The organism is Kribbella yunnanensis, assembly GCF_039529655.1.
Classification (GTDB): domain Bacteria; phylum Actinomycetota; class Actinomycetes; order Propionibacteriales; family Kribbellaceae; genus Kribbella; species Kribbella yunnanensis.
On sequence record NZ_BAAANF010000002.1, the window covers coordinates 49,569 to 74,794 of the forward strand.

The 25,226-nt window shown below is 67.8% G+C and carries 28 protein-coding genes and 2 pseudogenes; 18 read left to right on the plus strand and 12 right to left on the minus strand.

Annotated features, from left to right (window positions below; genetic code table 11):
• Window positions 1-38: 38 nt before the first annotated feature.
• Window positions 39-848: an SDR family oxidoreductase gene (locus ABD231_RS01500; RefSeq protein WP_344144308.1), complete on the minus strand. Its 810-nt coding sequence runs from the start codon at window positions 846-848 to the stop codon at window positions 39-41.
• Between the two features lie 62 nt (window positions 849-910).
• Between ABD231_RS01500 and ABD231_RS01505 the strand changes: the two genes are divergently transcribed.
• On the plus strand, window positions 911-1,858 hold the full coding sequence (locus ABD231_RS01505) for a complex I subunit 1/NuoH family protein (RefSeq protein ID WP_344144311.1): 948 nt from the start codon (window positions 911-913) through the stop codon (window positions 1,856-1,858).
• A gap of 116 nt (window positions 1,859-1,974) precedes the next feature.
• On the opposite strand, the gene ABD231_RS01510 is transcribed toward ABD231_RS01505, so the two are convergent.
• From ABD231_RS01510 to ABD231_RS01525, 4 genes are read right to left on the minus strand one after another with little or no spacing between them, the layout of a single operon-like run.
• Window positions 1,975-3,195, minus strand: coding sequence for an ABC transporter permease (locus ABD231_RS01510; protein WP_344144314.1), 1,221 nt, complete (start codon window positions 3,193-3,195; stop codon window positions 1,975-1,977).
• Window positions 3,192-3,854, minus strand: a complete 663-nt coding sequence (locus tag ABD231_RS01515) for an ABC transporter ATP-binding protein (RefSeq protein WP_344144318.1) — start codon at window positions 3,852-3,854, stop codon at window positions 3,192-3,194. Before ABD231_RS01515 ends, ABD231_RS01510 begins: the two co-directional genes overlap by 4 nt.
• Window positions 3,851-4,930 carry an efflux RND transporter periplasmic adaptor subunit gene (locus tag ABD231_RS01520; RefSeq protein ID WP_344144321.1) on the minus strand — a complete coding sequence of 360 codons (1,080 nt, stop codon included), beginning with the start codon at window positions 4,928-4,930 and terminating at the stop codon, window positions 3,851-3,853. The genes ABD231_RS01515 and ABD231_RS01520 overlap by 4 nt, the downstream gene beginning before the upstream one ends.
• Window positions 4,903-5,418: a hypothetical protein gene (locus tag ABD231_RS01525; RefSeq protein ID WP_344144324.1), complete on the minus strand. Its 516-nt coding sequence runs from the start codon at window positions 5,416-5,418 to the stop codon at window positions 4,903-4,905. Before ABD231_RS01525 ends, ABD231_RS01520 begins: the two co-directional genes overlap by 28 nt.
• A gap of 112 nt (window positions 5,419-5,530) precedes the next feature.
• Between ABD231_RS01525 and ABD231_RS01530 the strand changes: the two genes are divergently transcribed.
• Together ABD231_RS01530 and ABD231_RS01535 are read left to right on the plus strand one after the other, a co-directional pair.
• Complete coding sequence (locus tag ABD231_RS01530) at window positions 5,531-6,187, plus strand: response regulator transcription factor (RefSeq protein WP_344145573.1); 657 nt, start codon at window positions 5,531-5,533, stop codon at window positions 6,185-6,187.
• Window positions 6,188-6,222: 35 nt separating this feature from the next.
• Window positions 6,223-7,380, plus strand: a complete 1,158-nt coding sequence (locus tag ABD231_RS01535; RefSeq protein ID WP_425554147.1) for a sensor histidine kinase — start codon at window positions 6,223-6,225, stop codon at window positions 7,378-7,380.
• A 59-nt stretch (window positions 7,381-7,439) separates the two neighbouring features.
• Here the strand turns inward: ABD231_RS01535 and ABD231_RS01540 are convergent, their stop codons facing one another.
• A complete protein-coding gene (locus ABD231_RS01540; RefSeq protein WP_344144327.1) occupies window positions 7,440-8,345 on the minus strand; it encodes a helix-turn-helix domain-containing protein in 906 nt (301 codons plus the stop codon).
• 154 nt (window positions 8,346-8,499) lie between these two features.
• Between ABD231_RS01540 and ABD231_RS01545 the strand changes: the two genes are divergently transcribed.
• A complete protein-coding gene (locus ABD231_RS01545) occupies window positions 8,500-10,011 on the plus strand; it encodes an alkaline phosphatase family protein (protein ID WP_344144330.1) in 1,512 nt (503 codons plus the stop codon).
• Window positions 10,012-10,102: 91 nt separating this feature from the next.
• On the opposite strand, the gene ABD231_RS01550 is transcribed toward ABD231_RS01545, so the two are convergent.
• Both ABD231_RS01550 and ABD231_RS01555 read right to left on the minus strand, forming a co-directional pair.
• Complete coding sequence (locus ABD231_RS01550) at window positions 10,103-11,170, minus strand: hypothetical protein (RefSeq protein ID WP_344144333.1); 1,068 nt, start codon at window positions 11,168-11,170, stop codon at window positions 10,103-10,105.
• The gene (locus tag ABD231_RS01555; RefSeq protein ID WP_344144336.1) at window positions 11,167-11,646 is read right to left on the minus strand and encodes a SigE family RNA polymerase sigma factor; all 480 of its coding nucleotides are present in this window, start codon (window positions 11,644-11,646) and stop codon (window positions 11,167-11,169) included. Before ABD231_RS01555 ends, ABD231_RS01550 begins: the two co-directional genes overlap by 4 nt.
• Window positions 11,647-11,952: 306 nt before the next feature.
• On the opposite strand from ABD231_RS01555, the gene ABD231_RS01560 reads away from it, so the two are divergent.
• The 11 genes and pseudogenes from ABD231_RS01560 (at window position 11,953) to ABD231_RS01610 (ending at window position 20,507) form a co-directional block, all read left to right on the plus strand.
• Window positions 11,953-12,297 (plus strand): YciI family protein, encoded by a 345-nt coding sequence (locus ABD231_RS01560; RefSeq protein ID WP_344144339.1) that lies wholly within the window; start codon window positions 11,953-11,955, stop codon window positions 12,295-12,297.
• A gap of 28 nt (window positions 12,298-12,325) precedes the next feature.
• Complete coding sequence (locus ABD231_RS01565) at window positions 12,326-13,084, plus strand: methylenetetrahydrofolate reductase (protein WP_344144342.1); 759 nt, start codon at window positions 12,326-12,328, stop codon at window positions 13,082-13,084.
• A 27-nt stretch (window positions 13,085-13,111) separates the two neighbouring features.
• On the plus strand, window positions 13,112-13,402 hold the full coding sequence (locus ABD231_RS01570; protein ID WP_344144345.1) for a hypothetical protein: 291 nt from the start codon (window positions 13,112-13,114) through the stop codon (window positions 13,400-13,402).
• A gap of 1 nt (window position 13,403) precedes the next feature.
• The gene (locus ABD231_RS01575; RefSeq protein WP_344144348.1) at window positions 13,404-13,790 is read left to right on the plus strand and encodes a hypothetical protein; all 387 of its coding nucleotides are present in this window, start codon (window positions 13,404-13,406) and stop codon (window positions 13,788-13,790) included.
• A gap of 211 nt (window positions 13,791-14,001) precedes the next feature.
• Window positions 14,002-14,217 (plus strand): annotated as a pseudogene (locus ABD231_RS01580) (4Fe-4S binding protein); the annotation flags it as partial.
• Between the two features lie 137 nt (window positions 14,218-14,354).
• Complete coding sequence (locus ABD231_RS01585; RefSeq protein WP_344144351.1) at window positions 14,355-14,849, plus strand: NADH-quinone oxidoreductase subunit J family protein; 495 nt, start codon at window positions 14,355-14,357, stop codon at window positions 14,847-14,849.
• Between the two features lies 1 nt (window position 14,850).
• Complete coding sequence (gene nuoK, locus ABD231_RS01590) at window positions 14,851-15,174, plus strand: NADH-quinone oxidoreductase subunit NuoK (protein WP_132407902.1); 324 nt, start codon at window positions 14,851-14,853, stop codon at window positions 15,172-15,174.
• Window positions 15,171-16,937 (plus strand): NADH-quinone oxidoreductase subunit 5 family protein, encoded by a 1,767-nt coding sequence (locus ABD231_RS01595; RefSeq protein WP_344144355.1) that lies wholly within the window; start codon window positions 15,171-15,173, stop codon window positions 16,935-16,937. Before nuoK ends, ABD231_RS01595 begins: the two co-directional genes overlap by 4 nt.
• A complete protein-coding gene (locus ABD231_RS01600; RefSeq protein WP_344144358.1) occupies window positions 16,934-18,499 on the plus strand; it encodes a complex I subunit 4 family protein in 1,566 nt (521 codons plus the stop codon). Before ABD231_RS01595 ends, ABD231_RS01600 begins: the two co-directional genes overlap by 4 nt.
• Window positions 18,496-19,947: an NADH-quinone oxidoreductase subunit N gene (locus ABD231_RS01605; RefSeq protein ID WP_344144361.1), complete on the plus strand. Its 1,452-nt coding sequence runs from the start codon at window positions 18,496-18,498 to the stop codon at window positions 19,945-19,947. The genes ABD231_RS01600 and ABD231_RS01605 overlap by 4 nt, the downstream gene beginning before the upstream one ends.
• A gap of 20 nt (window positions 19,948-19,967) precedes the next feature.
• Entirely contained in the window at window positions 19,968-20,507 is a 540-nt protein-coding gene (locus ABD231_RS01610) for a DUF1707 SHOCT-like domain-containing protein (RefSeq protein ID WP_344144364.1), read from the plus strand.
• Here the strand turns inward: ABD231_RS01610 and ABD231_RS01615 are convergent.
• Window positions 20,504-21,346: an arylamine N-acetyltransferase family protein gene (locus ABD231_RS01615; RefSeq protein ID WP_344144366.1), complete on the minus strand. Its 843-nt coding sequence runs from the start codon at window positions 21,344-21,346 to the stop codon at window positions 20,504-20,506. The two genes, ABD231_RS01610 and ABD231_RS01615, sit on opposite strands and share 4 nt — an antisense overlap.
• Window positions 21,347-21,375: 29 nt before the next feature.
• On the opposite strand from ABD231_RS01615, the gene ABD231_RS01620 reads away from it, so the two are divergent.
• Window positions 21,376-21,897, plus strand: coding sequence for a GNAT family N-acetyltransferase (locus ABD231_RS01620; RefSeq protein WP_344144368.1), 522 nt, complete (start codon window positions 21,376-21,378; stop codon window positions 21,895-21,897).
• An 18-nt stretch (window positions 21,898-21,915) separates the two neighbouring features.
• Window positions 21,916-22,923 (plus strand): lactonase family protein, encoded by a 1,008-nt coding sequence (locus ABD231_RS01625; RefSeq protein ID WP_344144370.1) that lies wholly within the window; start codon window positions 21,916-21,918, stop codon window positions 22,921-22,923.
• On the opposite strand, the gene ABD231_RS01630 is transcribed toward ABD231_RS01625, so the two are convergent.
• Genes ABD231_RS01630 through ABD231_RS01640 form a run of 3 tightly spaced genes read right to left on the minus strand, consistent with a single transcriptional unit; the run spans window position 22,920 to window position 24,692 of the window.
• Complete coding sequence (locus tag ABD231_RS01630; protein ID WP_344144372.1) at window positions 22,920-23,498, minus strand: SecDF P1 head subdomain-containing protein; 579 nt, start codon at window positions 23,496-23,498, stop codon at window positions 22,920-22,922. The genes ABD231_RS01625 and ABD231_RS01630 overlap by 4 nt on opposite strands.
• Window positions 23,499-23,535: 37 nt before the next feature.
• On the minus strand, window positions 23,536-23,835 hold the full coding sequence (locus ABD231_RS01635) for a hypothetical protein (RefSeq protein WP_344144375.1): 300 nt from the start codon (window positions 23,833-23,835) through the stop codon (window positions 23,536-23,538).
• Window positions 23,832-24,692: a phytanoyl-CoA dioxygenase family protein gene (locus tag ABD231_RS01640; RefSeq protein WP_344144378.1), complete on the minus strand. Its 861-nt coding sequence runs from the start codon at window positions 24,690-24,692 to the stop codon at window positions 23,832-23,834. Before ABD231_RS01640 ends, ABD231_RS01635 begins: the two co-directional genes overlap by 4 nt.
• Window positions 24,693-24,793: 101 nt before the next feature.
• Between ABD231_RS01640 and ABD231_RS01645 the strand changes: the two are divergent.
• Window positions 24,794-25,226: pseudogene (locus ABD231_RS01645) on the plus strand (AraC family transcriptional regulator); the annotation flags it as partial.

The following is a 25,226-nucleotide window of genomic DNA, read 5'->3' on the forward strand; positions in this document are numbered from 1 at the left end:
GGCGGGACGTGTCCGAGGGCGCGTGCCCGGACGGCGGGCTAGCGATCGGCAGGAAAGTCGGCGGCGTGCTCGCGTGCCCAGGTGGCGAAGGTCAACGCGGGGCGGCCGGTCAACGTGGCGACTGTTGTGGTGACGGGTTCAGGGGAGGAGACGAGTGATGCCCAATAGGTGACTGCGCTGTCGGCCAGCAAAGGGTCGGCGCCTTGTGCGAGCATCGCGTCGCGAGCCGCAGAATCGGTCAACGCCTCGACCCGGATCGGCCGACCGATGACACCAGCGATCGTGGCGACCTGGTCTTCCTGGGTGATGGCTTCGGGCCCCGTCAGCTCATAGATCTGACCGATGTGATGGTCACCCAACAGAGCCAGTACGGCGACCGCCGCGATATCGCGCTCGTGGATCAGCGACCGCGCAGCCTTCGGATACGGGAGTTGTACGGCGCCAGCCCGGATCTGCTCGGCCCACGCGAGCGTGTTCACGGCGAACCCGCTCGGCCGCACGAAGGTCCAGTCCCGATCCTTCAGCAGCTCCTCGATTTCGCCCCAGAACCCACCCCCACCCAGCGTCGACAGGTACACGACTCGCCGCGGCAACTCCGCGACAACGGCCGCCGCACCTTCCGACGAGAACCACGGCCACAGCAGGAAGGCGGCGTCCGCCCCGACAGCGGCCCGTCGTACGGCGGCTGGGTCTTGCAGATCACCGGCCACCAGTTCGACGTCCGCGGGTAGATCCGCGAGGTCCGGCGTACGGACCAAGGCGCGGACTGTGACGCCTGCGGCGCGGAGGCCGGTGACGATGTGGCGGCCGGTACGGCCGGTGGCTCCGATGACCAGAACTGTGCTCATGACGCCCACCTTCGGACCTCAACGGTGGTTCAGGTCAAGCGGGAGTCGATAGGGTGGCGGGCATGCTGGAGTTCGTGGTGCGGGTGGTCGGCGTGATCGTCGCCTTCCTGGTGGCGCCGCTGGTGGTCGGTCAGGCCGAGCACAAGGTGATGGCGCACATGCAGTCACGGCTCGGGCCGATGTACGCCGGGGCTTTCCACGGCTGGGCGCAGTTGGTCGCGGACGGGGTGAAGTTCGTCCAGAAGGAGAGCGTGGTTCCGGCGGCCGCGGATCGGCGGGTGTTCGAGTGGGCGCCGTTTGTCGCGATCCTGCCGTACATGGCCGCGCTGGCGGCGATCCCGATCGCGCCTGGGATTGTCGGCGCGGATCTGGAGTCCGGGTTGTTCTTCGTGCTCGCGGTGATGAGTGTCGGGGTGCTCGGTTCGCTGATGGCGGGGTGGGCGAGCGGGAACAAGTACAGCCTGCTCGGCGGTCTGCGGGTCGCGGCACAGCTGATGAGCTACGAGCTCCCGTTCGTGCTGTCCGCGGCGAGTGTCGCGGTCGCGGCCGGTTCGCTGAGTCTGACCGGGATCGCCGACGCCTGGAACCCGTGGTGGCTGCTCTGGCAGCTTCCCGGCATGGTCGTCTTCTTCATCGCCGGCCTGGCCGAGCTCCAGCGCCCGCCCTTCGACATGCCGGTCGCCGACTCCGAGGTCATCTTCGGCCCGTACACCGAATACACCGGCCTCCGGTTCGCCCTCTTCCTGCTCGCCGAGTACGCCGGCATCGTCATCCTCTCGGCCCTCACCGCCGTACTGTTCCTGGGCGGCTGGTCCGGGCCCGGCCCCGATTCGATCGGCTGGATCTGGACCATCCTGAAGACCGCCGTGGTCGCCTTCGTGGTGATCTGGGTCCGCGTCTCGTTCCCCCGCATGCGCGCCGACCAGCTCCAGAAGCTCGCCTGGCAGGTCCTGGTACCGGTGGCGCTGGCTCAGCTCGCCATCACCGGCATCGGCGTCGTCCTGACCTAGGACCCTCAACCAACGCGCTAACGACAGGACGTATAGGTATGCGGCGGCGCTCGCGCGGCTCGGCCACACGGGCGCCGCTGTCTACGTAGACGACTACCTCCTGTCCTTAGAGTCACTCAGGGAGTGGCGAGGGCTTCGGTGGGGGAGAGGCGGGCTGCGCGGATCGCCGGGTAGAGACCGGCCAGGCCGCCGATGACCAGGGTGGCGGCCACTCCGCCTGCCAGGGCCCAGGGTGGGATGACCGTTAGCCAGTTCTGGTACGACGCGTAGGCGGCCGTGACCGCGGATCCGAGGAGCGCCCCGCCGATCCCGCCGAGGGCGGAGAGCAGCAGGGACTCGGTCAGGAACTGGGTGCGGATCTGCCCGCGGGTTGCGCCGAGTGAGCGGCGGAGGCCGATCTCGGCGCGGCGTTCCAGGACCGAGATCACCATGATGTTGGCGACGCCGACCCCGCCGACCAGGAGTGCGACCGCGCCGAGGCCGAGTAGTAGACCGGTGAAGGCCTGACCGGCGGCCTGTTTCGCCGCGAGGGCGTCGGACGGTCGGGACACCTCGACCTCGTTCGGGGCCTCCGGGTTGGCCGTTGCCCCGAGCACCGATCGGACTGCCTCGACCTGGGCGTCGTCCGAGCGGGTGTAGATCGTGGTTGCGTGTCCGTCGAAGGCCAGCGAACTGGCGGCGGCCGGCCAACCCATCAACGCGGCAGCGTCCAGTTCTGGTGCCAGCGCGGCCGGTTCGAGGATGCCGAGCACGGTGAACCAGGTGTTGCCGATCAGCACCTGGACCTCCGGACCCGCGCGGGTGATCCCGAGCCGCTCGGCGGCGCCGGCGCCGAGCACGGTCGCCGGGTAGCGGCCGGTCGCGGCGTCGATCCACTTGCCACTGCGAAGCGTTGCGCCGATCGTGTCGAGCAGATTCGTCCGGGCGGCGTACGCGATGATGCCGTTCGTCTCGATGGCCGGGATCTTGTTGCTCCGGTACACCGAGGCGCCGTCGACCGTCCCGACCGCCGACTCGGCCCGGACGGGCGCGATCCGGCCGACCATCTCCTCTGCGGTCAGTGGCAGCTGAGCCTGCTCGCCGGTCAGCCGGGTTCCCGGCGCGACCGTGAGCAGATTGGTGCCCAGGGCATCGAGTTGACCGTCGAGTTCGGCGCGCGAGGACGACGAGATGCCGACCACCGCGATCATCGCCGCGATCCCGATCGCAATCCCCAACGCGGAGAGGAAGGCCCGCATCGGCCGGGTCCGCAACCCGACCGCACCAACCCGTACGACGTCGCGCACCCCCAGCCCCGCCGGCCGCAACTCGCTCACTCCCCGTCCCGCACGGCTCATGTCGCATCCTCCAGGATTAGGCCGTCGCGCATTCGGACCTGGCGTGGCAGGGCGGCGGCGATGTCTCGGTCGTGGGTGATGACGACGACCGTGGTGCCGCTTGCGTGTAGGTCTCGCAGGAGCTCCATCACGCCGGCACCGGACGCCGAGTCGAGCGCCCCGGTCGGTTCATCAGCCAGCAGTACGGCGGGTTCGCCTGCGACCGCTCGTGCAACGGCGACGCGTTGTCGCTCGCCACCGGATAGCTCATGGGGTTCGTGGTCCATCCGGTGGGCGAGGCCGACCCGTTCCAACGCGGTCGCGGCCCGCTTGCGTCGTACCGATGAGCGGAGTCCCGAGTAGAGAAGACCGTCGGCCACGTTGTCCAGGGCACGTCGGCCGGACGCCAGGTGGAACTGCTGGAACACGAACCCGATCCGGGTCGCCCGCAACGCGGACAGACCCGAGTCGGAGAGTCGCGCGACGTCGTACTGATCGATCCGGACCGTGCCGGAGCTCGGTCGGTCGAGGGTGCCGAGGACGTTCAGCATCGTCGACTTGCCGGAACCGGACGGGCCGACGATCGCGACCAGTTCGCCGCGGTCGATCCGCAGGCTGACTCCGCCGAGGGCGGTCACCCCGCCCGGGTACACCTTGGTCACCTTGCTCAACTCGATCATTTCGGGATCCCGACTACCGTGCCAGCCTTGATTCCGGCGCCGCTGATCTCGACCTGACCGCTGGCGAACAGGCCGGCCTTCACCGGCACGTACCGCGACGACGTACCGTCGGTGACCTCGACGCCGAAGCCGCCTTCGCGCAGGGCGACCAGCGCGGCGACCGGGACGGTCAGCACGTTCTTGCGTTCCGAGGCGGTGAAGGTGACGTCGACGGAGGCGAGCGCCCAGGCCGCGACCGCCTTTTGGTTGTCGATGGCAACGATCACCTCGACCTTGGTCTCCGGATCCTTGTCCGGGCTGGCGGCCGGGATGATCACCGTCGACACCTTCTCCACCTTGCCCGGTACGGACTTCCCGTCCGGCAAGGTGAGGTCGACCTTCGACTGTGGCTTCGCGAGCCGCTGGTCCGCAGCGTCCAGCTGAACCGTCACGGCCTTCCGAGTGCCGGTGTAGGTGAGCACCGGCTGATTCGGACCGAGCGGTGCGCCCTCCTCGGCCTGCACACTGTCGACCCGGATGTGGGCGGGTGCGAAGAGCACAGCCCCCAGCTCCACCACACCGGTCTCGTCCAGGCCGAGGTCCTCCTGCCACTCCTCGACAGCCTCGGCCGTGTTGGCGGTGTACTCGTCATCAACGGTGAAACCGTCATAACCCATCGCCAGCAGGTTCTGCTCGAGCTGCCGGACATCCGGTCCCTCGCTCCCGTCCGCCAACCGCCGGTACGACGGCAGAGCGCCGTACAGCAACGTGGTTGGCTTGTTGTCGACGCTGTAGACGGTGCTGCCGCGCCGGAGCTCCTGACCGCTGTCAGGCAGGCTGGTGATTGTTCCGGCGATCCGGTTGACCGCAGTGGCCGTCGTACCGAAGCCGAGCTCGCCGTCTTCGGTCTCAGTGTCCTTGAGCGTCTGCTGAGTGACCTTGGTGGTGTTGACCGGCAGCGGCTGCGCGGTCTGGTTCGCAGCCTGGCTGGTGTCGCCCCGGTTCACCAGGAACGCGCTCATCGCTCCGCCGGCAGCCAGGACGACCACAGCGGTCAGCACTCTGCGCATCAGCGCGCCGCCAGGATGCTCTGGCACGCGTCCTGTGCCTTCTGGAAGTCGGGGTCGTCACCGACCTCCGGGCCGATCATGACGCCGCGCTGACCCGGCTTCGGGTCCGGGAACTTCTCCACGCCGTTCTTCCGCATGCACTCGGCGTACTTGCGCCCGTTCTCCTCCTGCTGCGGGTCCGGTGCGCTGTCGGCCTGCGGGTTGTACTGCCGGCACGCCTCCATGGCCTTGTCGACCTGCTCCCGGGAGACACCCGACTCCGGGCCGAACTTCAGCAGCGGTCCTTTGCCAGGCTCCGGGTCCGGTACGTCCAGCCCGTTCTCCCGCAGGCACTGGGTGAACTTGACCGCCATCTCGTCCCGGCTCAGGCTGGGCGGCGCACTGGTCGGTGCGGTGGCCTGCGACTGGGCGCCGGAGCCGGACGCGACCTGCGTGTCCGGTGCGTTCCCTCCACAACCAGTCAGCATCAGTACGACGGCCGCCAGCGCCGCGGTGGCCAGGGTGGTCTTGCGCATGACATCTCCTCGTGTTCGGTTGATGTCGACAGCTTTCGCGGCAGGCCGTTTCCCGGCTGTTTCCGAGAGCGATAACGCGGAGGAAACCTGGTCGTCGGGGATCATGGGCACTGTGCGCGTACTGGTGGTCGAGGACGAGCCGCTGCTGGCAGCAGCGATCGCGGAGTGGTTGCGCGACGACTCGCATGCGGTCGACGTGGCGGGAGACGGTGCCGCTGCGCTCGAACGGCTGACCACGAACGAGTACGACGTACTGGTGCTGGACCGCGACATCCCCGTCGTACACGGTGATGAGGTGTGCCGGCAGGTGGTGGCGTCCGGGTCGATGACTCGGGTGCTGATGCTGACTGCGGCGGCTGCGGTCACGGACCGGGTCTTCGGGCTCGGGCTCGGTGCGGACGACTACCTGACCAAGCCGTTCGCCTTCGCCGAGCTGGCGGCACGGGTGCTGGCGCTGGGTAGGCGGAGTCATCCGGCCGATCCGCCGGTACTGCGGCGTGCAGGCGTCACGCTGGATCCGGCGCGGCACGAGGTGTTCCGGGACGGTCGCTATGTCCCGCTGTCCAAGAAGGAGTTCGCCGTACTCGCGGAGCTCCTCAGAGCCGACGGTGCGACTGTGTCGGCCGAACAACTGCTGGAGAAGGCATGGGACGAGCACGTGGATCCGTTCACCGGAGTGGTGCGGCTGACCATCCTCAAGCTGCGCCGGAAGCTGGGCGAGCCCGGGCTGGTGGAGACGGTCACCGGCGTTGGCTACCGCATCCCCTGACGCTGCGGGGTCGGCTGACGCTGCTGTACGGCGGCCTGTTCCTGGCGGCCGGCGCACTGCTGCTCGGACTGACGTATGTGTTGTTCAGCAACAACTTCGGGCAGCAGTACCGAGTGATCGTGCAGGGGACCTATCTCACCCCGCCACCGGGAGGGCAGGCGCCGCTGCCGAACCAGGTGTTCACCACGACTAAAGACGGTGCTGTGATCACCGGTGCGGCTGCTGAGCAGGCGATGCGGGAGCAGCGTGAGCAGGTGCGGCGGGCGGCTACCAAGTCGCTTGTGACCCAGGGGAGCATCGCACTGGTCGCGGTTGGCGCGCTGGCGGCTGGTTTTGGCTGGCTGGTTGCCGGGCGAGTGCTGGCGCCGCTGCATCGGGTCACGGATACAGCCCGGCGCATTGCGGCGTCACCGGCGGCGCTGCACGAGCGGATCGCTCTGCGCGGGCCTGATGACGAGGTGAAGAACCTGGCGGACGCGTTCGACACCATGGTTGAGCGGCTGGACCATTCGTTCGACGGTCAGCGGCGGTTCGTCGCCAACGCGTCCCATGAGTTGCGGACGCCGCTCACTCTCGGACGCGCTCTCGTTGAAGTGGCGATGCATCGGCGGACTGCTTCCGCGGATGTGCAGGAGTTGGGGGAGAGCCTGCTCACGATCAACGCTCGGCATGAGCAGCTGATCGACGGGCTGCTGATTCTGGCCGACTCGGAGAAGCAGTTGACCACGCTGTACCCGGTCAATCTTGCGGACGTCGTCGACCACGTTGCCGGTCAGGTCGGTGCGGAGGCTGCCGCGACCGGGGTCGAGGTCATCCGCGGTCCCGGCGACGCGCCGACCCGGGGTGACGCGCTGCTGCTGGAACGCCTCGTCCACAACCTGGTGGAGAACGGCATCCGCCACAACCTGCCCTCGGGCGACAGGTGGGTCCGGGTGATGTCGCGGACCGCGGGCGACCAGGTGCAAGTCGAGGTGACCAACACCGGGCCGGAGATCCCGCCGTACGAGGTGGAGGCGTTGTTCAAGCCGTTCTACCGACTAGGTTCCGAACGACTAGTCGGTGGAAAGGGAGCAGGACTGGGCCTGTCGATCGTCCGCTCCGTCGCCGAAGCCCACGGCGGAACCGTCACCGCCGTACCCCACCCCGCAGGCGGTCTACAGATCACCGTGTCCCTGCCCGCCGACCCGAGCTAGAGCAGTCGAGGGGAGCTCACCCGCGACTCGGCCGACGCCTGCCCAGTCCGCCATGCGGATCAGGACCTCGCCAGGAACGGCGCTGGGTCGCCGTACCCGAGGTCGGTCAGGCCGGCCTTGACGAACGCGTCGACGACGAGTGTTCGGCGTACGGCGGCAAATGTGAGCACGTGCGCGATCATGCTCCCGTAGCTGGACACCTTGGGCGGAGCGCAGGTCGAGTCGACGAAGGTTTCGTCGAAGGTGTTCTCGGCACTGACCCGGCGGACGAGCTCGAGGAACCGCGGTCCGGCCACGTCGTAGCGATCGCGAAGCTGGCCGAGCGAGACGGCACGACCGCTCTCCGGGAACTCGAACGGTTCGGCGGCCACGGCCGCGAGCCACATCTCGAGTTGCCAGACCATCCGGTCGAGCATCCGCCTCGGCGTGATCGGCGGCTCGTCCAGGTCGGGTGCGGGGATCGGGCCGTCGAGGACCTCGGGGGAGATGTCGCGGGCGCGGTCGATCAGTTCGCCGAGCAGACTCACGTGGTGGTCGGCGAGACCGGTGACGATGTCCATGCTGGTGACCTTTCGTCGGGCCGGCAGGCGGAGGCCTGCCGGTGGATGGAAATGGACCCCGCTCGGTGCGTCGAGGAAGAACGGGTGCGTCGGCTGCCGGCGCCACTGTTTCGGCGTCGTCCCGTACGACCGGGAGAACGCCCGCGTGAACGCCTCGTGCGACCCGAACCCGGCATCGACCGCGATATCGAGAATGCCGCGGTCAGTACCGGCCAGCTGGTACGCCGCTCGTTCCAGCAGCAGCCGTCGTCGCAGAGCGATCGGGGTCTCGCCCGCCACCGCCGTCGCGATCCGGTCGCAGTGGAACCGCGACAGGTGCAACCGCCGAGCCAGCTCGGCCCCGGACGCGGACACGTCGTCCATGCTCTCGCCGACCACATCCACCAACGCCACGAACAGATCCATACCTAGATCCTGCCGATCCGCGGCCTGTCGGTCTTGACCGCTTTTGCTCACTGTCTTCTGAGATTCACCTGGGCGCCACTGCCGAGCCGTTGATCTCGCGGCACATCCCTGATGGCATTGGTCCGGACCAATCAAAGACCCTTCGGAGGAGCCCGTGAACCGCCCCCTCGCAATCACCGCTCTCGGTATCGTCGCCGCCACCAGCCTGCTCGCGACCTCCGCGTTCGGGGTTGCCGACGCCCCGTCCGCCCGCACGCAGAAGGTGCTGGTGATCGGCATCGACGGTGCGATGCTGACCAAGATCCAGGCCTTCAACACCCCGGCCATGAAGAGCCTGATCAGTACCGGCTCAGCCGCCAAGACCTCCTTGTACGCCTCGCCGTTCGCCCCGACCGTCTCGGGACCGGGGTGGGCGACCAACGCGACCGGTGTCTGGCCGGACAAACACATGGTGAAGAGCAACAACTGGGGGACGGGTTCGAACCTGACCCAGTACCCGGACTTCCTGACCCGGATCGAGCGCGCCCGCCCCGAACTGTCGACGTACGCGATCGCCGACTGGACGCCGCTGACCACCAACAGCGCCGGGCAGGCGATCTTCAGCGACGAGATCCAGAAGAAGGTGACGCTCGACGGCGACGCCCTCGGCTGGGCGGCCGCCGACGCCAAGATCGCGACCGACGCCGCGGCCTACCTGAAGGACACCGGTCCCGACGCGTCCTTCGTGTACTTCGGGGACGTCGACATCGCCGGTCACAGCTGTGGTGCCGCCGGTGCCTGCTACCGGAAGGCCACCGAGCAGACCGATAAGCACATCGCGACGCTGCTGAGCGCGGTCCGCGCGCGGCCGACGTACTCGAACGAGGACTGGACCATCCTGGTCACCTCCGACCACGGCCACACCGAATCCGGTGGTCACGGCGGAAGCTCGGTCGCGGAGCGGTCGTCGTTCATCATCCGCAACGGCCCCGGTACGACGCCTGGTACGCCGGCGGTCGCCCCGAAGAACGTGGATATCGCGGCCATCGTGCTGAGCCGGTTCGGAGTGGTTGCGCCCGATATCGACGGTCTGGCGACACCGCCCGCGGATCCGTTCGACTCGCTCGTCGGCTCACTGCAGTCGCGTCTGGATGAGACCGGCGTACCGGCTGACGTGAAGGGCTGGACGCACTCCACACCGGCGGGATGGACGATCGACAACGCTGGTCTCGGTACCGGTGGAGTGCGCGAATGGCAGGGCTGGTCGTTCACCACGGACGACTTCTGGACCCGCGCTGCTCCGGATCAGTCGCGCGAGGGCAACGTGCGGGCGCGCGGTGTCTTCGCGGTGGCCGACTCCGATGAGTGGTCCGATAAGTCCCGGAGCGGTCTGTTCAACAGCAAGCTGTCGTCACCGGCGTACGACGTCACCGGCGCCACGACCGCGACCGTCACCTTCTCCTCGCACTACCTGAAGAGCGGCAACGAGACCGCGACCGTGCTCGCCACCTTCGACAACGCGGCGCCCAAGGCGGTCCTCACCTACACCGCCGACGCCATCGCCAAACAGGAGCGCCTCACCATCCCCGTCCCCGCCGGCGCCCGCACCCTCAAGCTCACCTGGTCCCTCACCAACGGGGACAACGACTGGTACTGGGCCATCGACAACCCCAAGGTGCAACGCTAACGACAGGACGTATAGGTATGAGACGGCGCCCGCGCGGATCTCCCACGCGGGCGCCGGCGTCTACGTATACGACTATGTCCTGTCGCTAGCGTCACTCAACAGCGTGGTACAGGGCTAGGAACAGTTCTCCGGAGGCCACCAGGTTCCCGGTTTGGCGGAAGATGACCGGGCCGGCGGCTTGGGCGGGGACCGGCGCTATGTGGAGGCCGGAGGCCAGGCCGTCGGCGGGGGTGAACTCGAAGGACCGGCCGCCCGGCGTGCCTGCTAGTTCCAGCGACTGCGCCAGGCCGCTGCCCTCGACGCCGAAGACGGCGAGGTACGGCTCGAAGGCGGGGCCCTGGATCTCGATGTTCGCCAAGCGAGGGCCGGACGTGGGGCTGGTCTGGCCCTCGTCCAGGCGGTACAGCCGACCGTGGAACTGGGCGAAGACCGGGAGTTCGACGTAGTTGTACGGGGGACCGAAGGCGCGGATCTCGGCGCGGGTGTAGACGGCCGCACCCAGCAGCAGGCCGGGCGACTTCACCTCACGACCGTTGCCGTCGACAACTGTTGCGGTCAGCTGGACGGTCCGGCCGACGCGCACGCCCAGGTCCTGGCTCGGGTCGGCGCCGAAACGCTCGCCCGGCAGCGGATCGGACACGTTGTCGCAGGGCCGGGTCGTGACGACCTTGCCATTGAGCCGCAGTACGACGGCGCCCATGCCGCCCGCCGCCCCGTTGCCGGGGATCGTGCAGAAGACCCGGAAGTCGACCTTCGTATCGGTCGGTGTCCAGGAGAACGACAGCGGCCGATCATTGACTTTGGCCACCTGCAGTTCGGCGCCGGCCACATTGGCCTGGTAGTTGACGCCGTTGATCACGTAGTCGCCCTTGGCCGGCTTGACCGGGCTGGTTGGCATGCCGTCGTCCGGCGGCGACGTGACCCGCGCCGGAAGGGGGGTCGGGGTCGTCGCCGGCTCGCTGCGATCGAGGACCTGCGTACCGTTCAGGACGGCGGCGACCGTGACCACGCAGGCCGCTGCCCAGACCACCCCGGTCGCGATCCGGCGGCGCCGTACCTGGGTCGCCCGGTGGTGTACCTCGGTGAGCGGGACCGGGGTGGTGAGGTCGATCTCGGCCGCCTGGTCGCTGAGGTGGCGCCGAAGTTCGTCGAGGCTCATGACTGCTCCAGGGAGACGAGACGGGGATCGATGCGGAGTTTCGCCAGCGCCCGGCTGGTCTGGCTCTTGACGGTGCCGACCGAACAGCCGAGCACCCGCGCGGTTTCCGCCTCCGAGAGGTCCTCGTAGAACCGCAGTACGACGACCGCCCGCATCCGCCGCGGGAGTCGCTTCAACGCGCTGCCCAGGTCGACCGCGGGTTCGCCGTCGTACTGCGGATCGTTGGGGAGTTCGTCGGTCGGGTACTCGCCGTTCCAGCGGCGGCGCCACCAGGCGGAGTAGGTGTTCAGCATCGTCCGGTGCACATACGCGCCCGGCTCCTCGATCCGGGCCCAGGCCAGCCAGCACTTGGCCAGCGTCGTCTGCACCAGGTCCTCGGCCAGCGCCCGATCCTGGGTCAGCAGGTACGCCGTCCGCAGCAGCTGCCCGTATCTAGCCGCGACGAAGTCCTCGAACTCCGCCCGGTCCCGTGTCATTCCCACACCCTGCCCGAGTACCTGGGCCACTCCGGAGGTTGCATGCCCTCCCGCCCCAGTCCCCGCCTCGCCCCGCCCTCCCGCCCAAAGAGCAGCCGCCGCACCTTTGTGCACTGATCGCATCATTGAGTAGCTGCCAACCACACAGAGCCTGTCGGAATGGTTGGTGGGTTCTCAAAGTGGGTGTCTGTGCACAAAGAGCAGCGGACCTATCTTTGGGCGCGAAGGGGAGCAGGGTGCGGGCTGCTGTCGATCTAGGCTCGGCCGGTTCGTAGTAGGGGTGAGACTAGGAACCAGGAGGTCATGATGACGCAGTACTTGCTGAGCATTTACCAGCCGGACGGACCCGCGCCGGAGCCGGAGGTTCTCGAGAAGATCATGCGCGAACTGCAGGCCGTGAACGAGGAGATGCAGGCGGCGGGCGTGTGGGTGTTCGCGGCCGGCCTCCACCCGCCGGAGACCGCCACCGTCCTGAAGGCGTCCAGCGGCGACGTGCTGGTCACCGACGGCCCCTACATCGAGGTAAAGGAACACCTCGGCGGTTTCACAGTCATCGAAGCCGACGACCTGGACGCCGCCCTCCACTGGGCACGCAAGGTAGCCAAGGTCCTCGAGCCTCTCGCGATCGAGGTCCGCCCATCCCAGGGCTGAACCCGGTCACATCAGTAGGGTCGGCGGTATGCCGGGATTTGAGTTGATTTGTGAGGTGGAGCCGCCAACGCGGCCTGATCTGAAGAAGGTGCGGCACCAGATCGGGGTGATGAGCCCGATCGCCGACGCGTTCCTCATCCCGGACAACCACATCGGCCGGGCGACTGTCTCGAGTGTTGCGGTGGCTAACGAGGTGCAGGCGATGGGGTCGCGCGGGATCGCGTGCTTGAACTCGCGCGACCGCAACCTGCTCGGCTTCCGGCGTGACCTGCTCACGGCGGCGGCGTACGGCGTCGAGCAGTTCCTCTTCGTCCACGGCGACGACCCGGCCGAGGGCGCCCGCACCAGCCAGCTCACGGTTCGCGCCATGATCGAGCAGACGCGAGCGACGACGTACCCGGGTCTCAAGCCCTTCCAGGTCGGCGCGACCACCCGCCTACGCCCGGTCCCGCTCTGGAAAGCCGAAGCCGACTTCCTCTTCGTGCAGATCAGTTACGACGTCGACGAGCTCCTCCGCTGGCGCGAATCCGTCGACCTGAACATCCCCGTCTACGCCGGTGTGATGGTGCTCGCCAGCCCCACGATGGCCCGCAACTTGGCCGCCCTCCCACAGCTCACCATCCCCGACAGTCTGATCAAAGCCGTCGACGAGGACCGCGACGCCGGCGTCGACCACGCCTGCGAACAGATCCTCCGCATCCGTGACTCGGGCGCCTTCGACGGCGTTCACCTGATACCGGTGAGCCGCTATCGCCAGGTCGCGGCCCGCCTGGAAAGAGAACTGTGAGTATTCAGATGTGTGTATAGTAGGCGTATGCCAAGAATGCAGATCTATCTCCCGGATGACCTGTATGCAGAGGTGAAGTCACGCAAGCTGCCTGTGTCAGAGCTCCTGCAGGGGGCTATTCGCGCCGAGATTCGCCGTGAGGAGCTGATTCTTGCCATGGAGGAGTTCCTGGAGGACGCGCTGCATGAGTTCGGTGAGCCGTCTTCGGAGGCGCTTGGCCGAGCCGAGGATCTTGCCGCTCGCATCAAGGCGCACCTGAACCCACCTGTGGAAGAACCTGACGTGCAGCCCGGGGCGCACGAGACGAAGGCGAGCTGAGATGCCCGAGCTGTTTCTCGACAGTGGCGCCGTGACGTTTCTCGCCGAGGCTTCGGACGACGCCCGGGCGATCATGGCCGTGTTCGGCAGTGAGGATCTGTGGCCGCCGACGGTTCCGTCGCCGGTGCTGATCGAATGCCTGACCGGTCATCCGCACAAGGACGCGCTGACCCATCGATTTCTCAAGGGTTGTGACATCGCCACGAGCCTCACGGTGCCGAAGGCGCGGCGGGCTGCGATGCTACGCACTATGGCCGGTCGTGGATCGGCGGTCGACGCAGCTCTGGTGGCGTTGGCCGAGCCGGGCGGATTCATCCTCACTGGTGACAAACACGATCTCGGCGCGCTGGCGGCGAACGCGGTCGAGGTGTCGATCGGCGTCATCTGACCGTCAGGTTGGCACCGGAACGGGGCGGAACCGACTAGTGTCCTGCTAATACAGGAGTTCGACGGGGAGGTGGAGCGTGGCTGTACCGGGGAGAGGTCTGATCGATGGGCTGAAGGTCACCGCGAAGACCTTGGGCCGTCGGTCCGTCACGGAGCAGTATCCGGACGTCCAGCCGGAGCTCCCGCCGCGGTCGCGGGGCGTGATCGCGTTGATGGAGGAGAACTGCACCTCCTGCATGCTCTGTGCGCGCGAGTGCCCGAGCTGGTGCATCTACATCGACTCGCACACGGAGACGGCGCCGTCGGTGGGGGAGCAGGCGCGGGAGCGTAGCCGGAACGTGCTGGATCGCTTCGCGATCGACTTCAGTCTGTGCATGTACTGCGGGATCTGTATCGAGGCCTGCCCGTTCGACGCGTTGTTCTGGTCCCCCGAGTTCGAGTACGCCGAGACCGAGCTCCGCAACCTCACGCACGAGAAGGACCGCCTGCGCGACTGGATGTGGACCGTCCCGGCCCCACAGCCGATCGACCCGGGCCCCGCCGTCACCGCCGTGGAGGACGAGGCGTGACGACTGCTCTCTTCGCTGTCGCCGGTGCGGTGGCAGTGGCCTCCGCCGTGATGGTCGTGACCTCGCGCCGGATCGTGCACGCGGCCCTCTGGCTGGTCGTCACGCTCGGCGCGGTCGCCGGATGTTTCGGCGCCCTGCATGCCGAGTTCGTCGCCCTCGTCCAGATCCTCGTGTACGTCGGCGCCATCGTCGTACTCGTCCTGTTCGCCCTGATGCTCACCAAGGCCCCGACGAATCCGCTCCCGAATCTGACCACCGCCCGCAGCCCGTTCGCGGCCGCCGTCGCGGTCGTCCTCGCGCTGCTCCTCGGTTCCGGCGTGGTATTTGCCTTCGGCAACGAAAAGATCGGTACCGTTCCAGCCGGATCCGCAAACGCTGTCGGTACCTCGATCTTCAAGACCTGGGTGTTGCCGTTCGAGATCCTCTCGGTGCTGCTGCTGGCCGCGCTGATCGGAGCGATCGCGTTGTCCCAGCGGAAGAAGGAGGACTGAGATGCCGCTGGTCCTCCCGCTGCTGCTGGCGGTCGTCCTGTTCTGCCTCGGCGTGTACGGCGTCCTGGCGCGCCGCAACGCGGTCACCATCCTGATGTCGCTCGAGCTGATGCTCAACGCGGTCAACCTCAACCTGGTCGCGTTCGACGCGTGGCACCTCGACGGCCTGGCCACCGGTCAGACCCTCGCGGTCTTCGTGATCACGCTGGCCGCGGCCGAGATCGGGCTGGGGCTGGCGATCGTGCTGCTGCTGTTCCGCGGCCACGGTCACGTCGACGCGGACGCAGCCCGCGACCTGGTCGAGCACGAGGAGTCGCCGACGTGATCGCGACTGTCTGGCGGGTGGCCGGTGTCGGCTTCTCGCTGCTCCTGCTGCTGATCGCCGGTCTCCTGTACGGCGCCGATCCCGGCCAAGCCTCGTTCCTGAACTCGCAGATCGGCGACCTGACCATCGGGTTCGCGGTTCGCACCGACGATCTGACCGTGCTGCTGCTCGCGGTGGTCGGAGTCGTGGCGACCTGCGTGCAGGTCTACTCGCTCGGCTACCTGCACCAGCGCGCGGCGTCGTACCACGCACTTGTCACGCTCTTCACCGCCGCGATGGCGACCGTGGTCGTCGCGGACAGCCTGTTCCTGCTGCTGATCGGGTGGGAGGTGATGGGCGCCTGCTCGTACCTGCTGATCAGCCACTACTGGGAGCGGCGCGACGCCCGCTCCGGCGCGGTCAAGGCGTTCCTGATGACCCGGCTCGCCGATGTCGGTTTCCTGTTCGGCATCTTCGTTCTCGGCGTCGGCGCGGGCACCTTCCGAATCTCCGAGTTCGACCCGGCGCAGGTCTCGCCCGGAGTTCTGACCGCCGGCACCCTGCTGCTCCTGGTCGGTGTCGTCGGCAAGTCGGCCCAGGTTCCTTTGCAGACCTGGCTTCCGGACGCGATGCCCGGTCCGAGCCCGGTCAGCGCGCTGATCCACGCGGCGACCATGGTGGCCGCCGGTGTCTTCCTGATCGCCCGCCTGTACGACGTTTTCTCGGCCTCGGCGACCACGATGACCGTGCTCGCGGTGATCGCCTGCGTGACCATGCTGTTCGCCGCGCTCTGCGCGATGAACGCGGTCGAGGTCAAGCGGGTGCTGGCCTGGTCGACGGTCAGTCAGTTGGCGATCATGTTCTCCGCCTTGTCGTTGGGGACCCGGGAAGGGCGGCACGCCGCGCTCTTCCACCTGGTCACGCATGCAGCGTTCAAGGCTCTGCTGTTCCTCTGCGCCGGCGTGCTGCTGCATCAGGTCGGCAGCGCCGCCTTCGTGGTGCTCCGCCGGTACACGCGCCGCGGGAAGCTGCGGAAGACGTTGCGGGTGACCTTCGTGACAATGACGGTCGGCCTTGCGGCACTGGCCGGCGTACCGGGGTTTGCGGGGTTCTTCTCCAAGGACACCGTGCTGGAAGCCGCGTGGGATCACGCGCATGAGGACGGTTCGGCGATCGGCTGGGTTGTGTTGGCGTCGGTCGGGCTCACGGCGGCGTTCACCGCGTTCTACTGCGCGCGGCTCTGGCTGTGGGTGTTCTTCCGAACGCCGGCTCTGGCTGGCGCGATGGGCGCGTTCGAGCAGGACGACCCGATGGCGGATCTCGAAGACCCCGACACCTCGAAACTCAAGGACGCGCCCTGGCTGATGCTCGGCCCGCTCGTCCTACTGGCGGTGGCCGCGATCGCCCTCGGGTACGTCGACGGTCTGCACCTCAACTGGGTGATCGCGTTGGCGTCCACGGTCCTCGTGCTGTTCGGCGTACTCCCGGCGTACTCGCTGTGGTCGCGCGGTGCGGACCCGCGGCCGGTCGTGCTGGAGCGTGAGTTCGGGATGGACCGGGCGTACCACGGATTGTTCGTGGTGCCGGTGCGTTGGCTGTCGAAGTTGAGTGTGCTGGGGGATCGCGACGTGATCGGTGGCTACGTGCGCGCAGTCGGCCGGACCGGGACGCTGGCGTCCCAAGGCTTCCGCCTGCTGCAAACCGGCAACGTCCAGACCTACCTCACCGGCGCCGTCGTCGGCGTCGTAGCCCTCGCGATCCTGGCCGGGGTGATCGCCCGATGACCACCGTGCACACGGCGAACAACAGCTTCGAGGTCGCCGTCCTCCTCGGCATCCTGATCCTCCCGCTGCTCGCCGCGCTGGCGCTTTGGGCGCTCCCGATCCAGCTCGGTGATCGGCTGGCTGCGGCGTACGGCGCGGTCGTGTCCGGCGTCGTCCTGGTCGGCTCGGTCCTGCTCTGGTCGCCCGCCGGCGGCTGGTTCGCCTACACCAGCCAAGACGGCGGCCTTTCGCCTGGTGACACCTTCCGGCCGCTGCGTGCCGTCACGGACATCCCGTGGATCCCGCCGCTCGGCGTCCGCTTCCACATCGGTATCGACACCATCTCGCTGCCGCTCATCATCCTCACCGCGCTGCTGACGTTCCTGTGCTGCATCTACTCGTTGAAGATCACCCCGCGGATCGGGCGGATGCGTTCGCTGATCGCGTTGCTGCTGGTGATCGAGGCGGGCGTGATCGGTGCGTTCAGTGCGATGGACCTGGTGCTGTTCTTCGTCTGCTTCGAGATCGTGCTGATCCCGATGTGGCTGATCATCGACATCTGGGGTGACGACCACGACCGGGCCGGGCGCAAGCGGGCCGCGACCACGTTCGTGCTGATGACGGTGTTCGGGTCCGCGCTGATGCTGCTCGGGTTCCTGCTCGTCTACCGGCAGGCCGGGACGTTCGACCTCGTGCAGCTGACGAATTCGCCGGTGCTCGGCGGGCACGGCGTACCGCTGGCTGCCGCACTGCTCATCGCTGTCGGGCTCGCGGTAAAGGTGCCGTTGTGGCCGCTGCACATCTGGCTGCCGGATGCGCATGCGAAGGCTCCGACGGTCGGGTCGGTGATCCTGGCCGGTGTCCTGCTGAAGCTCGGGACGTATGGGCTCATCCGGATCCTCGTCCCGGTCCTGCCCGACGCGACGGTGACGATCGCGCCGTACCTGGCTGGTTTCTCGACCGTCGCGATCATCGCCGGGTCGCTAGCCTGCCTCGGTCAGACCGATGTGAAGCGCCTGATCGCGTACTCGAGTGTCGGCCACATGGGCTTCATCGGGCTCGGGATCGCCTCGCTCTCGGACGCCGGGATGCAAGGCGCTCTGTTCGCGAACATCGCCCACGGCATCATCACCGGCCTGCTGTTCTTCCTCGCCGGCGCCATTAAGGACCGCCACGACACCAGCGACCTGCGCACGATCGGCCGGGCCCTGTACGCGCGGTTGCCGCGGATCGGGGCATTGCTCACGTTCGCCTGCCTGGCATCGCTTGGGTTGCCGGGGCTGGCCGGGTTCTGGGGCGAGATGCTGGTTCTGCTGGGCGCCTACAACCCGGCGAGCTCGTTGCCGCGGGCAACTTATCTGGTGTTCATGGTGATCGCCGGAGTCGGCACCGTGCTGACCGCGGCCTACTTCCTGCGGCTGATCCGCAACCTCTGCCAGGGCGACCCGGCCGAGAATCCGGCCAGTGCCTTTGCGGTCGACCTGAGCCGGATCGAGTTGCTCACCTGGTCGCCGCTGATCGTGCTGACCGTGCTGCTCGGCGTCTGGCCCAGCCTGCTTCTGCACCAGTGGGGGAACCTGTGACGCTCACCTGGACAGACTGGCAGGCCATCGCCGTACCGCTGGTGCTGGCGATCGGCGCAGTCGCCGTACTGCTCATCGACGCGTTCTGGCGCAGCTCGCCGGCACAACTCCGGCATACCGTCGTCACCCTGCTGACCGGCGCGGTGATCCTGTTCGGACTGGTCTTCGTCTGGGCTCAGCGCGATGACTTCAAGCCCGCCTTCTGTCGGCCGGTGACCGAGGGGCCGGCCGAGTGCAGTCTCGTGTTCGAGCCGCTGACCGCGGGGCTGTGGGGCGTGCTGCTGATCGGCGGGCTCGGGGTCGTCGGACTATCGGCGTACCGGCTGTTGTCGGCGGACATCCCCGTTGGTGAGTACCACTTCCTGCTGCTCAGCGCGCTGGTCGGCGCGACCACGCTGGCCGGGGCGCGCGACCTGGCGACGGTCGTGATCGGGCTCGAGGTCGTGTCGCTGCCGAGCTTCGCGCTGGTCGCGCTGCGCCGAGACCGCCGTGGTTCCGAGGCTGCGCTGAAGGCCTTCCTGGTCTCGGTGCTGTCGACCGCGGTGATGCTTTTCGGCATCTCCTATCTGTACGGCGTGACTGGGTCGCTGTACCTGACCACGATCGCGAACCGGCTCAACGGCCTCGACGCGAACCTGCAGCGGGTCGCGTTTGCGGCCGGGTTGTTCGTGGTCGTCGGGTTCGCGTTCAAGATCGCCGCCGTACCGTTCCATGCTTGGCTTCCGGACACGTACGTCGGCGCGCCGGTCGAGGTGACCGCGTTCCTGGCCGTCGTGTCGAAGTCGGCGGGTGTCGCGGGGCTGCTCGTCCTGGTGGTGACGGGGATCGCGCCGGACGGTTCCGATCTGCGGCTGGTGATCGCGGTCCTGGCCGCCGTCACGATGACCGTCGGGAACCTGGCTGCGCTGCGGCAACGAGAGGCCGTGCGGCTGCTCGCGTGGTCGTCGATCGGCCAGGTCGGCTTCCTGCTTGCGCCTTTGGCGGTCGGTGATGCGCAAGCGGTCGTCGGGTACCTCGCGGCGTACGTCGTCGTCACGCTGGGCGCCTTCGGTGCCGTGGCGGTCGTGCAGCGGCATCGGCCTCGCGGGCTGCTCTCGGATTATCGCGGCATGGTTCGCTCGGAGCCTGGGCTCGCGGTGGCGCTGATCTTCTTCCTGGTCGTGCTCGCCGGTCTACCGCCGGGGCTGGCCGGGTTGTTCACCAAGTTCGCGGCGTTCCAGGCAGTCATCGATGCGCACCTCGGCTGGCTGGCGATCGTGATGGCGATCAACGTGATGATCGGCCTCGCGGTGTACCTGCGTTGGGTTGCCGAACTCTTCCTGCTGCCGGCCGACGACCCGTTCTCGGTCGACATCGAGACGCCGGCCGTCGTGATGGTCTCGCTGTTCACCGCAGCCGCGGTCGTGGTCTCGGTGCTGCCCAGCACACTATTCGCGTTGGCAACCTGATCCACCGCTAGGGTGAACCGGTGAGCCTTTCACCGGAAGAGCCGTCGCGGATCGGCGACGAGGACCGCAATGCCGCCGTCCAGCGTCTGCAGAGTGCGTACACCGGTGGGTTTATCACGCACGAGGAGCTGGATGAGCGGCTGCATCAGGTGCTGACCGCAAAGGCGCAGAACGAGCTTGAGGTGGCGCTGACCGCTCTCCCCGCGGAGCGCCCGGCGACTACGGCGGCCATCGGTGCCGCGAGTGGGCGGATCAACCGGCGTGGCGTGTGGAAGGTGCCTCGGAAGCTCAAGGTGGAGTCCGCGTTCGGGCGGGTGCAGCTCGATCTGTCGCAGGCGATCTTCGAGGATCCGGTGGTCGACATCGAGTTGCAGCTCGGGACTGGGAAGGCGCGGATCACGGTTCCGCGGAACGCGATCGTCGAGATCGAGGCGCTGCAGACCGGGTGGAAAGACGTGCGCTACAAGGCGCGACAGCCCACCGGGCCCGGTGGGCCGACGATTCGGATCAGTGGGGCGATGGGGTTCGGGCGGCTGAAGATCCGGCACGCCCGCCGCTAATTGGATTGGGCGATGAAGTCCTCGTACTGCTTCCAGATCCGACGCCACAGTTGGTCGCGCTGCGTGCCGTCGTACTGGGGGAGGGGCAGGAAGAACTCGTCCGCGAGGGTCGCGAAGTAGTCCGCCTGGTTCTCGATGAGGCTGCTGTCGACGCGGTCGCCGAACGTCTCCGTGCGGCTGACCGAGCGCATGATGACGATCGAATCGCGCTTGCGACGGAAGACCGACGCCGTACGGCGGAACGGGGACTGGGGCTCGCCGGACAGCTCGGCGTGCCGGTGGGCGAAGTCGCCGAGGGTGGCGGGCGCATCCTCGAAGTCCATGCCGAACACGCCGAAGCGCGGATCGTGGTCCATCCGCCAGCCGGTGGTCTTCTCCGAACGGCGGATGACCAGGTCGAACGGGGCTTGGTGGAAGGCGCCGGCCTCGAGCGGAGTCGGGTGGATGAGGCCGTTGCCCAGACCGGCGTCGACCAACCACACCCGCTCCGGATCCTCGACCAGGCCGCGCACCGTCAGCACGAGGTGACCGCCATCCACGTCGCCCGGAAGGTTCGGGGTCTGGACGCCACCGCGGTGCATGGTCACCTGGTAGCCGAGGTTGGTGAGGAGCAGCGCGAGGACGCCGTTCAGCTGGAAGCAGTAGCCGCCGGTCTCGCGGGCGATGATCCGCCGGGCGGTCTCCTCGAGATCGAGCGGCGTACCGGGGGTGAGCTGGTACTGGACCGACTCGTACGGGATCTGGTCGACGTACGCCTCGTGCAGGCGGGTCAGACCGTCCAGGCTGGGCTTCTCCTCGTGCGTGACGCCGATCCGGCGGAGGAAGGCTTCGGTATCCACGAGGTCGAGGTTATGTCAGCATCGAGGGCGTGATCGCCGTCCTGGATCGAACTGCATCTTTAGGCATCGCCACCGAGCTAGGCGAGGTCTTCGCCGCTGCCTTCGCAGGCGAGGAGCACTCCGACGGGGAGCGCTTTGCCACCGAACAACTGCCCACGCACGCCGCCCGAGACGACTTCCGCCTGGTCGTGGCCCAGGAAGATTCTGTTCTTGGATTTGCCTATGGGTTCACCGGCTGGCCGGGGCAGTGGTGGTCGGATCGGATTGCTGCCGCGATTTCCCCCGACCTCGCGGCGGAGTGGATTGGTGGGCACTTCGAGGTGGTGGAGCTTGCCGTTGTTCCGGAGGCTCAGGGGCAGGGGATCGGGGCCGCGTTGATGACTGCGCTCGTCGACGGGCTTCCGCATCGGCGGATGCTCCTCACGACGTACGCCGACGATCGGACCGCGCCGCGGTTGTACCGGCGGCTGGGGTGGCAGGTACTGGTGCAGGACCTCGGCTGGGGGTCGGCGCTCTACGGGCTGGACACCGGAGTGCCGGGCATTGACTGACCTGGCAGGGTATGAGCTATGACCGCTGAGCAGATCTATGTCGGGAGCTACACCAGTCAGCCGGGAGGCGGCGAGGGGATCGGGTTCGGGACCCTGGACGGGATCGCGGTGGCGGCGACGACCGCCGATCCGTCGTTCCTGGTCCGGTCGGCCGACGGACGGTTCCTGTACGCGACCAACGAGGAGGAGACCGGCCGCGTCAGTGCGTTCGCGATCCAGGACGACGGCGGGCTGAAGTTCCTGAACGACCAGCCGACCGAGGGCCTGCACCCGTGTCACCTCGGCATCGACCCGACGGGCGCCTACCTCCTGTCGGCCAACTACAGCTCCGGCTCCATCGCGATCCACCCGATCCAAGCCGACGGCTCACTCGGTACGGCGACGCAGATCCTGCAGCGCGAGGGCACCGGCCCGAACGCCGATCGCCAGGAAGGTCCGCACGCCCACCAGGTCGTGTTCTTCGACGAGTTCGTCTTCGACGTCGACCTGGGCTCGGACACCGTCTACACGTCGACGCTGACCGCAGCAGGCCGCCTCGAAGCGGTCGACCTGCTGCGGATCCACCCCGGCGCCGGTCCGCGACACCTGGTGTTCCATCCGGATGGCAGTGCGGCGTACGTGATCAATGAGCTCGACTCCACGCTCAGCGTCTGCAGCTACGACGGCGGCAAGCTGCAGGTCGTGCAGACGCTCTCCACCCGCCCAGCCGACTCACCTGGCGAGAGCTACCCGGCCGAGCTGCTGATCTCCGCCGACGGCCGTTTCCTCTACGGCTCCAACCGTGGCGACGACACCATCGCCGTCTTCGCTCTCGCTGCGGATGCCCTCTCGGCCGAGCTCGTCCAGACCATCGACTCCGGTGGCAACTGGCCGCGCCACCTGGCCTTCAGCACGGACGGCACCGGCCTGTACGCCGCCAACGAGCGCTCCGACACCATCGCGACGTACGGGATCGCTAACGGCCTCCTGACGCCAGACGGCGACCCGACGAGCTGGCCGAAGCCGGTCTGCATCCTGCCGGTCTAACCGGTGATGTCCGCGACCAGTTGCTTGGCCTGCTTGGACGTGAAGTTTCCAGAGATCTGAACCCGCCCGGCCGTGATCGGCGCCGAGACACTCGGCGCCGACACCACCCGGTCGTTGACCACGATCGCCAGCTGATTGGCCGGCGGCTTCGCCTTTACCAGCTGACCGGTCAGCGTCGCGAACGTCTTGGTGCCCGCGGAGTCGAGCGTCAGCGTCACCAGCCAGCCAGTGCCTTGCGTGTCCGCAGACGCCTGTACGTCGGTGACGTGCGTACCGTCCAGCTCGACTTTCCCCAGCGTGTACTTCGTTCCGTCCGCACTGCAGCGCACATTCGCGACAGTCGGCGCCTTGGCGCACGCGTTCGGCTCGAGTTTCACCACTCGCCGGAACTGCAGCGTGTTCGCCGCGGCCGGCTTCGCGGGTGGAGGCTCCTCGTTCACTCGCTTCAGCACGATCACGACGATCCCCGCGAGAGCCGCGATCAGCACCACCACGAGCAGTACGAACAACACCACCGGCCCCCGGCTGCGCTTGATCGGAGCGCCGAGCTGCGGGGGCGGATACGACTGAGCCATGGCACCAGATGCTACTGATGCCATGGCTCTCAGTGCGTCAAACGGTGACGAGCTTTTCGAAGAAGAACTCGTGCTTCAGGAACGACACGTCGTACTCGTGTCCCGGCTGCGGCGGCAGCAACTGCGCGGCCTGGAACAACCGCCAGCCGTCCTTCAACGCCTCCAGCCCGTTCGCGTACGGCGGTACGTCACTGTCCCCGGTGGTCGGCGACGTCGCGCCCGTCCCGTCGTACGTCGACCAGCCGACGACACGCGCGTCCAGTGCGGACGAGGCGAGGTACAGCACCAGCACCTGCTGGCGGACGGTCTGCTGGGGCGATTCAACGGCTGCGGTCATGCGATCACCTTCTTGGCGTGGGGGTTGACGCTGCGCTGGGAGACCACGCGCTGCGGGCGGTTCGACACCCGGGTGACCCAGTAGTCCGGGTCGAAGGTGTCGTCACCGGTGATGGCCTGCCACAGCTTCACCCGGTTGTAGATCTCGAGCCGGCCGGTCGCGTTCTCGTACCACGGGAACGACTGGCTCAGCTCGCGCGCCACCTCGTCGTCGTACAGGTCCTCGAGGTTCCACAGCCGGACCTGACGCACGGTCGGGTTGAAGCGGATCTTGAACATGTACCGGTCGATGGCGCTGTCGTTCTTGCGGCCGCCGTGCCAGATCCCGTGGTGCAGGAACTGGACGGTGCCGGCCGGGCAGACCAGACGGGTCTGACCGAGCAGGTTCTGGTAGCGGCCGGTGTCGGACTCGTTGGTGCGACGCAGGTGGCTGCCGGGGACGCTCAGCGTGCCGCCCATCTCCAGCGTGACGTCCTGCGGGTAGTACATGAGCTGTACGTCGAACGCGTCCGGGCGGACGTCGATGATCGCGTCACCGTGGAGGTTCTGCGCCTCACCCTCGTTCGCCTTGCGGATGTGCACGGCGTGATGGTCGACCGTCGGCTCCGGGCCGACCAGGCTGTGGATCGCCCCGGCCACCTCGGGCAGCTGCACCAGCCGCTGGACGAATTCGCTGTCCACGAACGCCTCCGACAGCGGGGTGCCGTAGGGGACGCCGGGGATGCCGTTGTCGAGGACCTCGATCGCCTGCCGGTTCATCTCGTCGGGCACGACGGCGTCCATCCGGAGCGCGCCGGTTGCGACGAAATGCGCCATCTGAACCGAGCTGAGGAGGTTCTTGCGATGCGGATGGGGCATGGTTCTCCCTCTCGGGGGTGGTGGTTACTACTCCACAACGCTAGATCGATTCTTCGTGCTTGCGCGTGGGTTGTGATCACCACTGGTGGTAATTTTTCACCATGATCGCGCTACCACTGGCCACGCCGCCGGAGGTCGTCAACGTCGGATCCGGAATCCACGGCACCCGGCGGCTGCGCGACGTCTTCCAGCTCCCCGACCTCTGGCAACTGCACCTCTACACCTACTCCTGCGACCTGACAGTCGCCGGTACGACGTACGCCGTGGCCCCCGGCTACGTGTCGCTCACCCCGGCCGGGGCGCTCGTGCAGTTCGACTACCGCGGTCGCTCCGAACACCTCTATGCCCACTTCCGCCCGTCTGATGTGGGCGAGCCGTCGTACCTGCCCGTCGTACAGGATGCTGGTGACACCGCGCCGCTGCTGACCGGTCTGCTGCGGTCAGCGATCGAGGCCTCGCCCTCCGGCTCAGCCCGCATGACCGCCGAGGTCTGGACAGTCCTCTGGCGCATCGCCGACCTGGCCGCCGCCACCC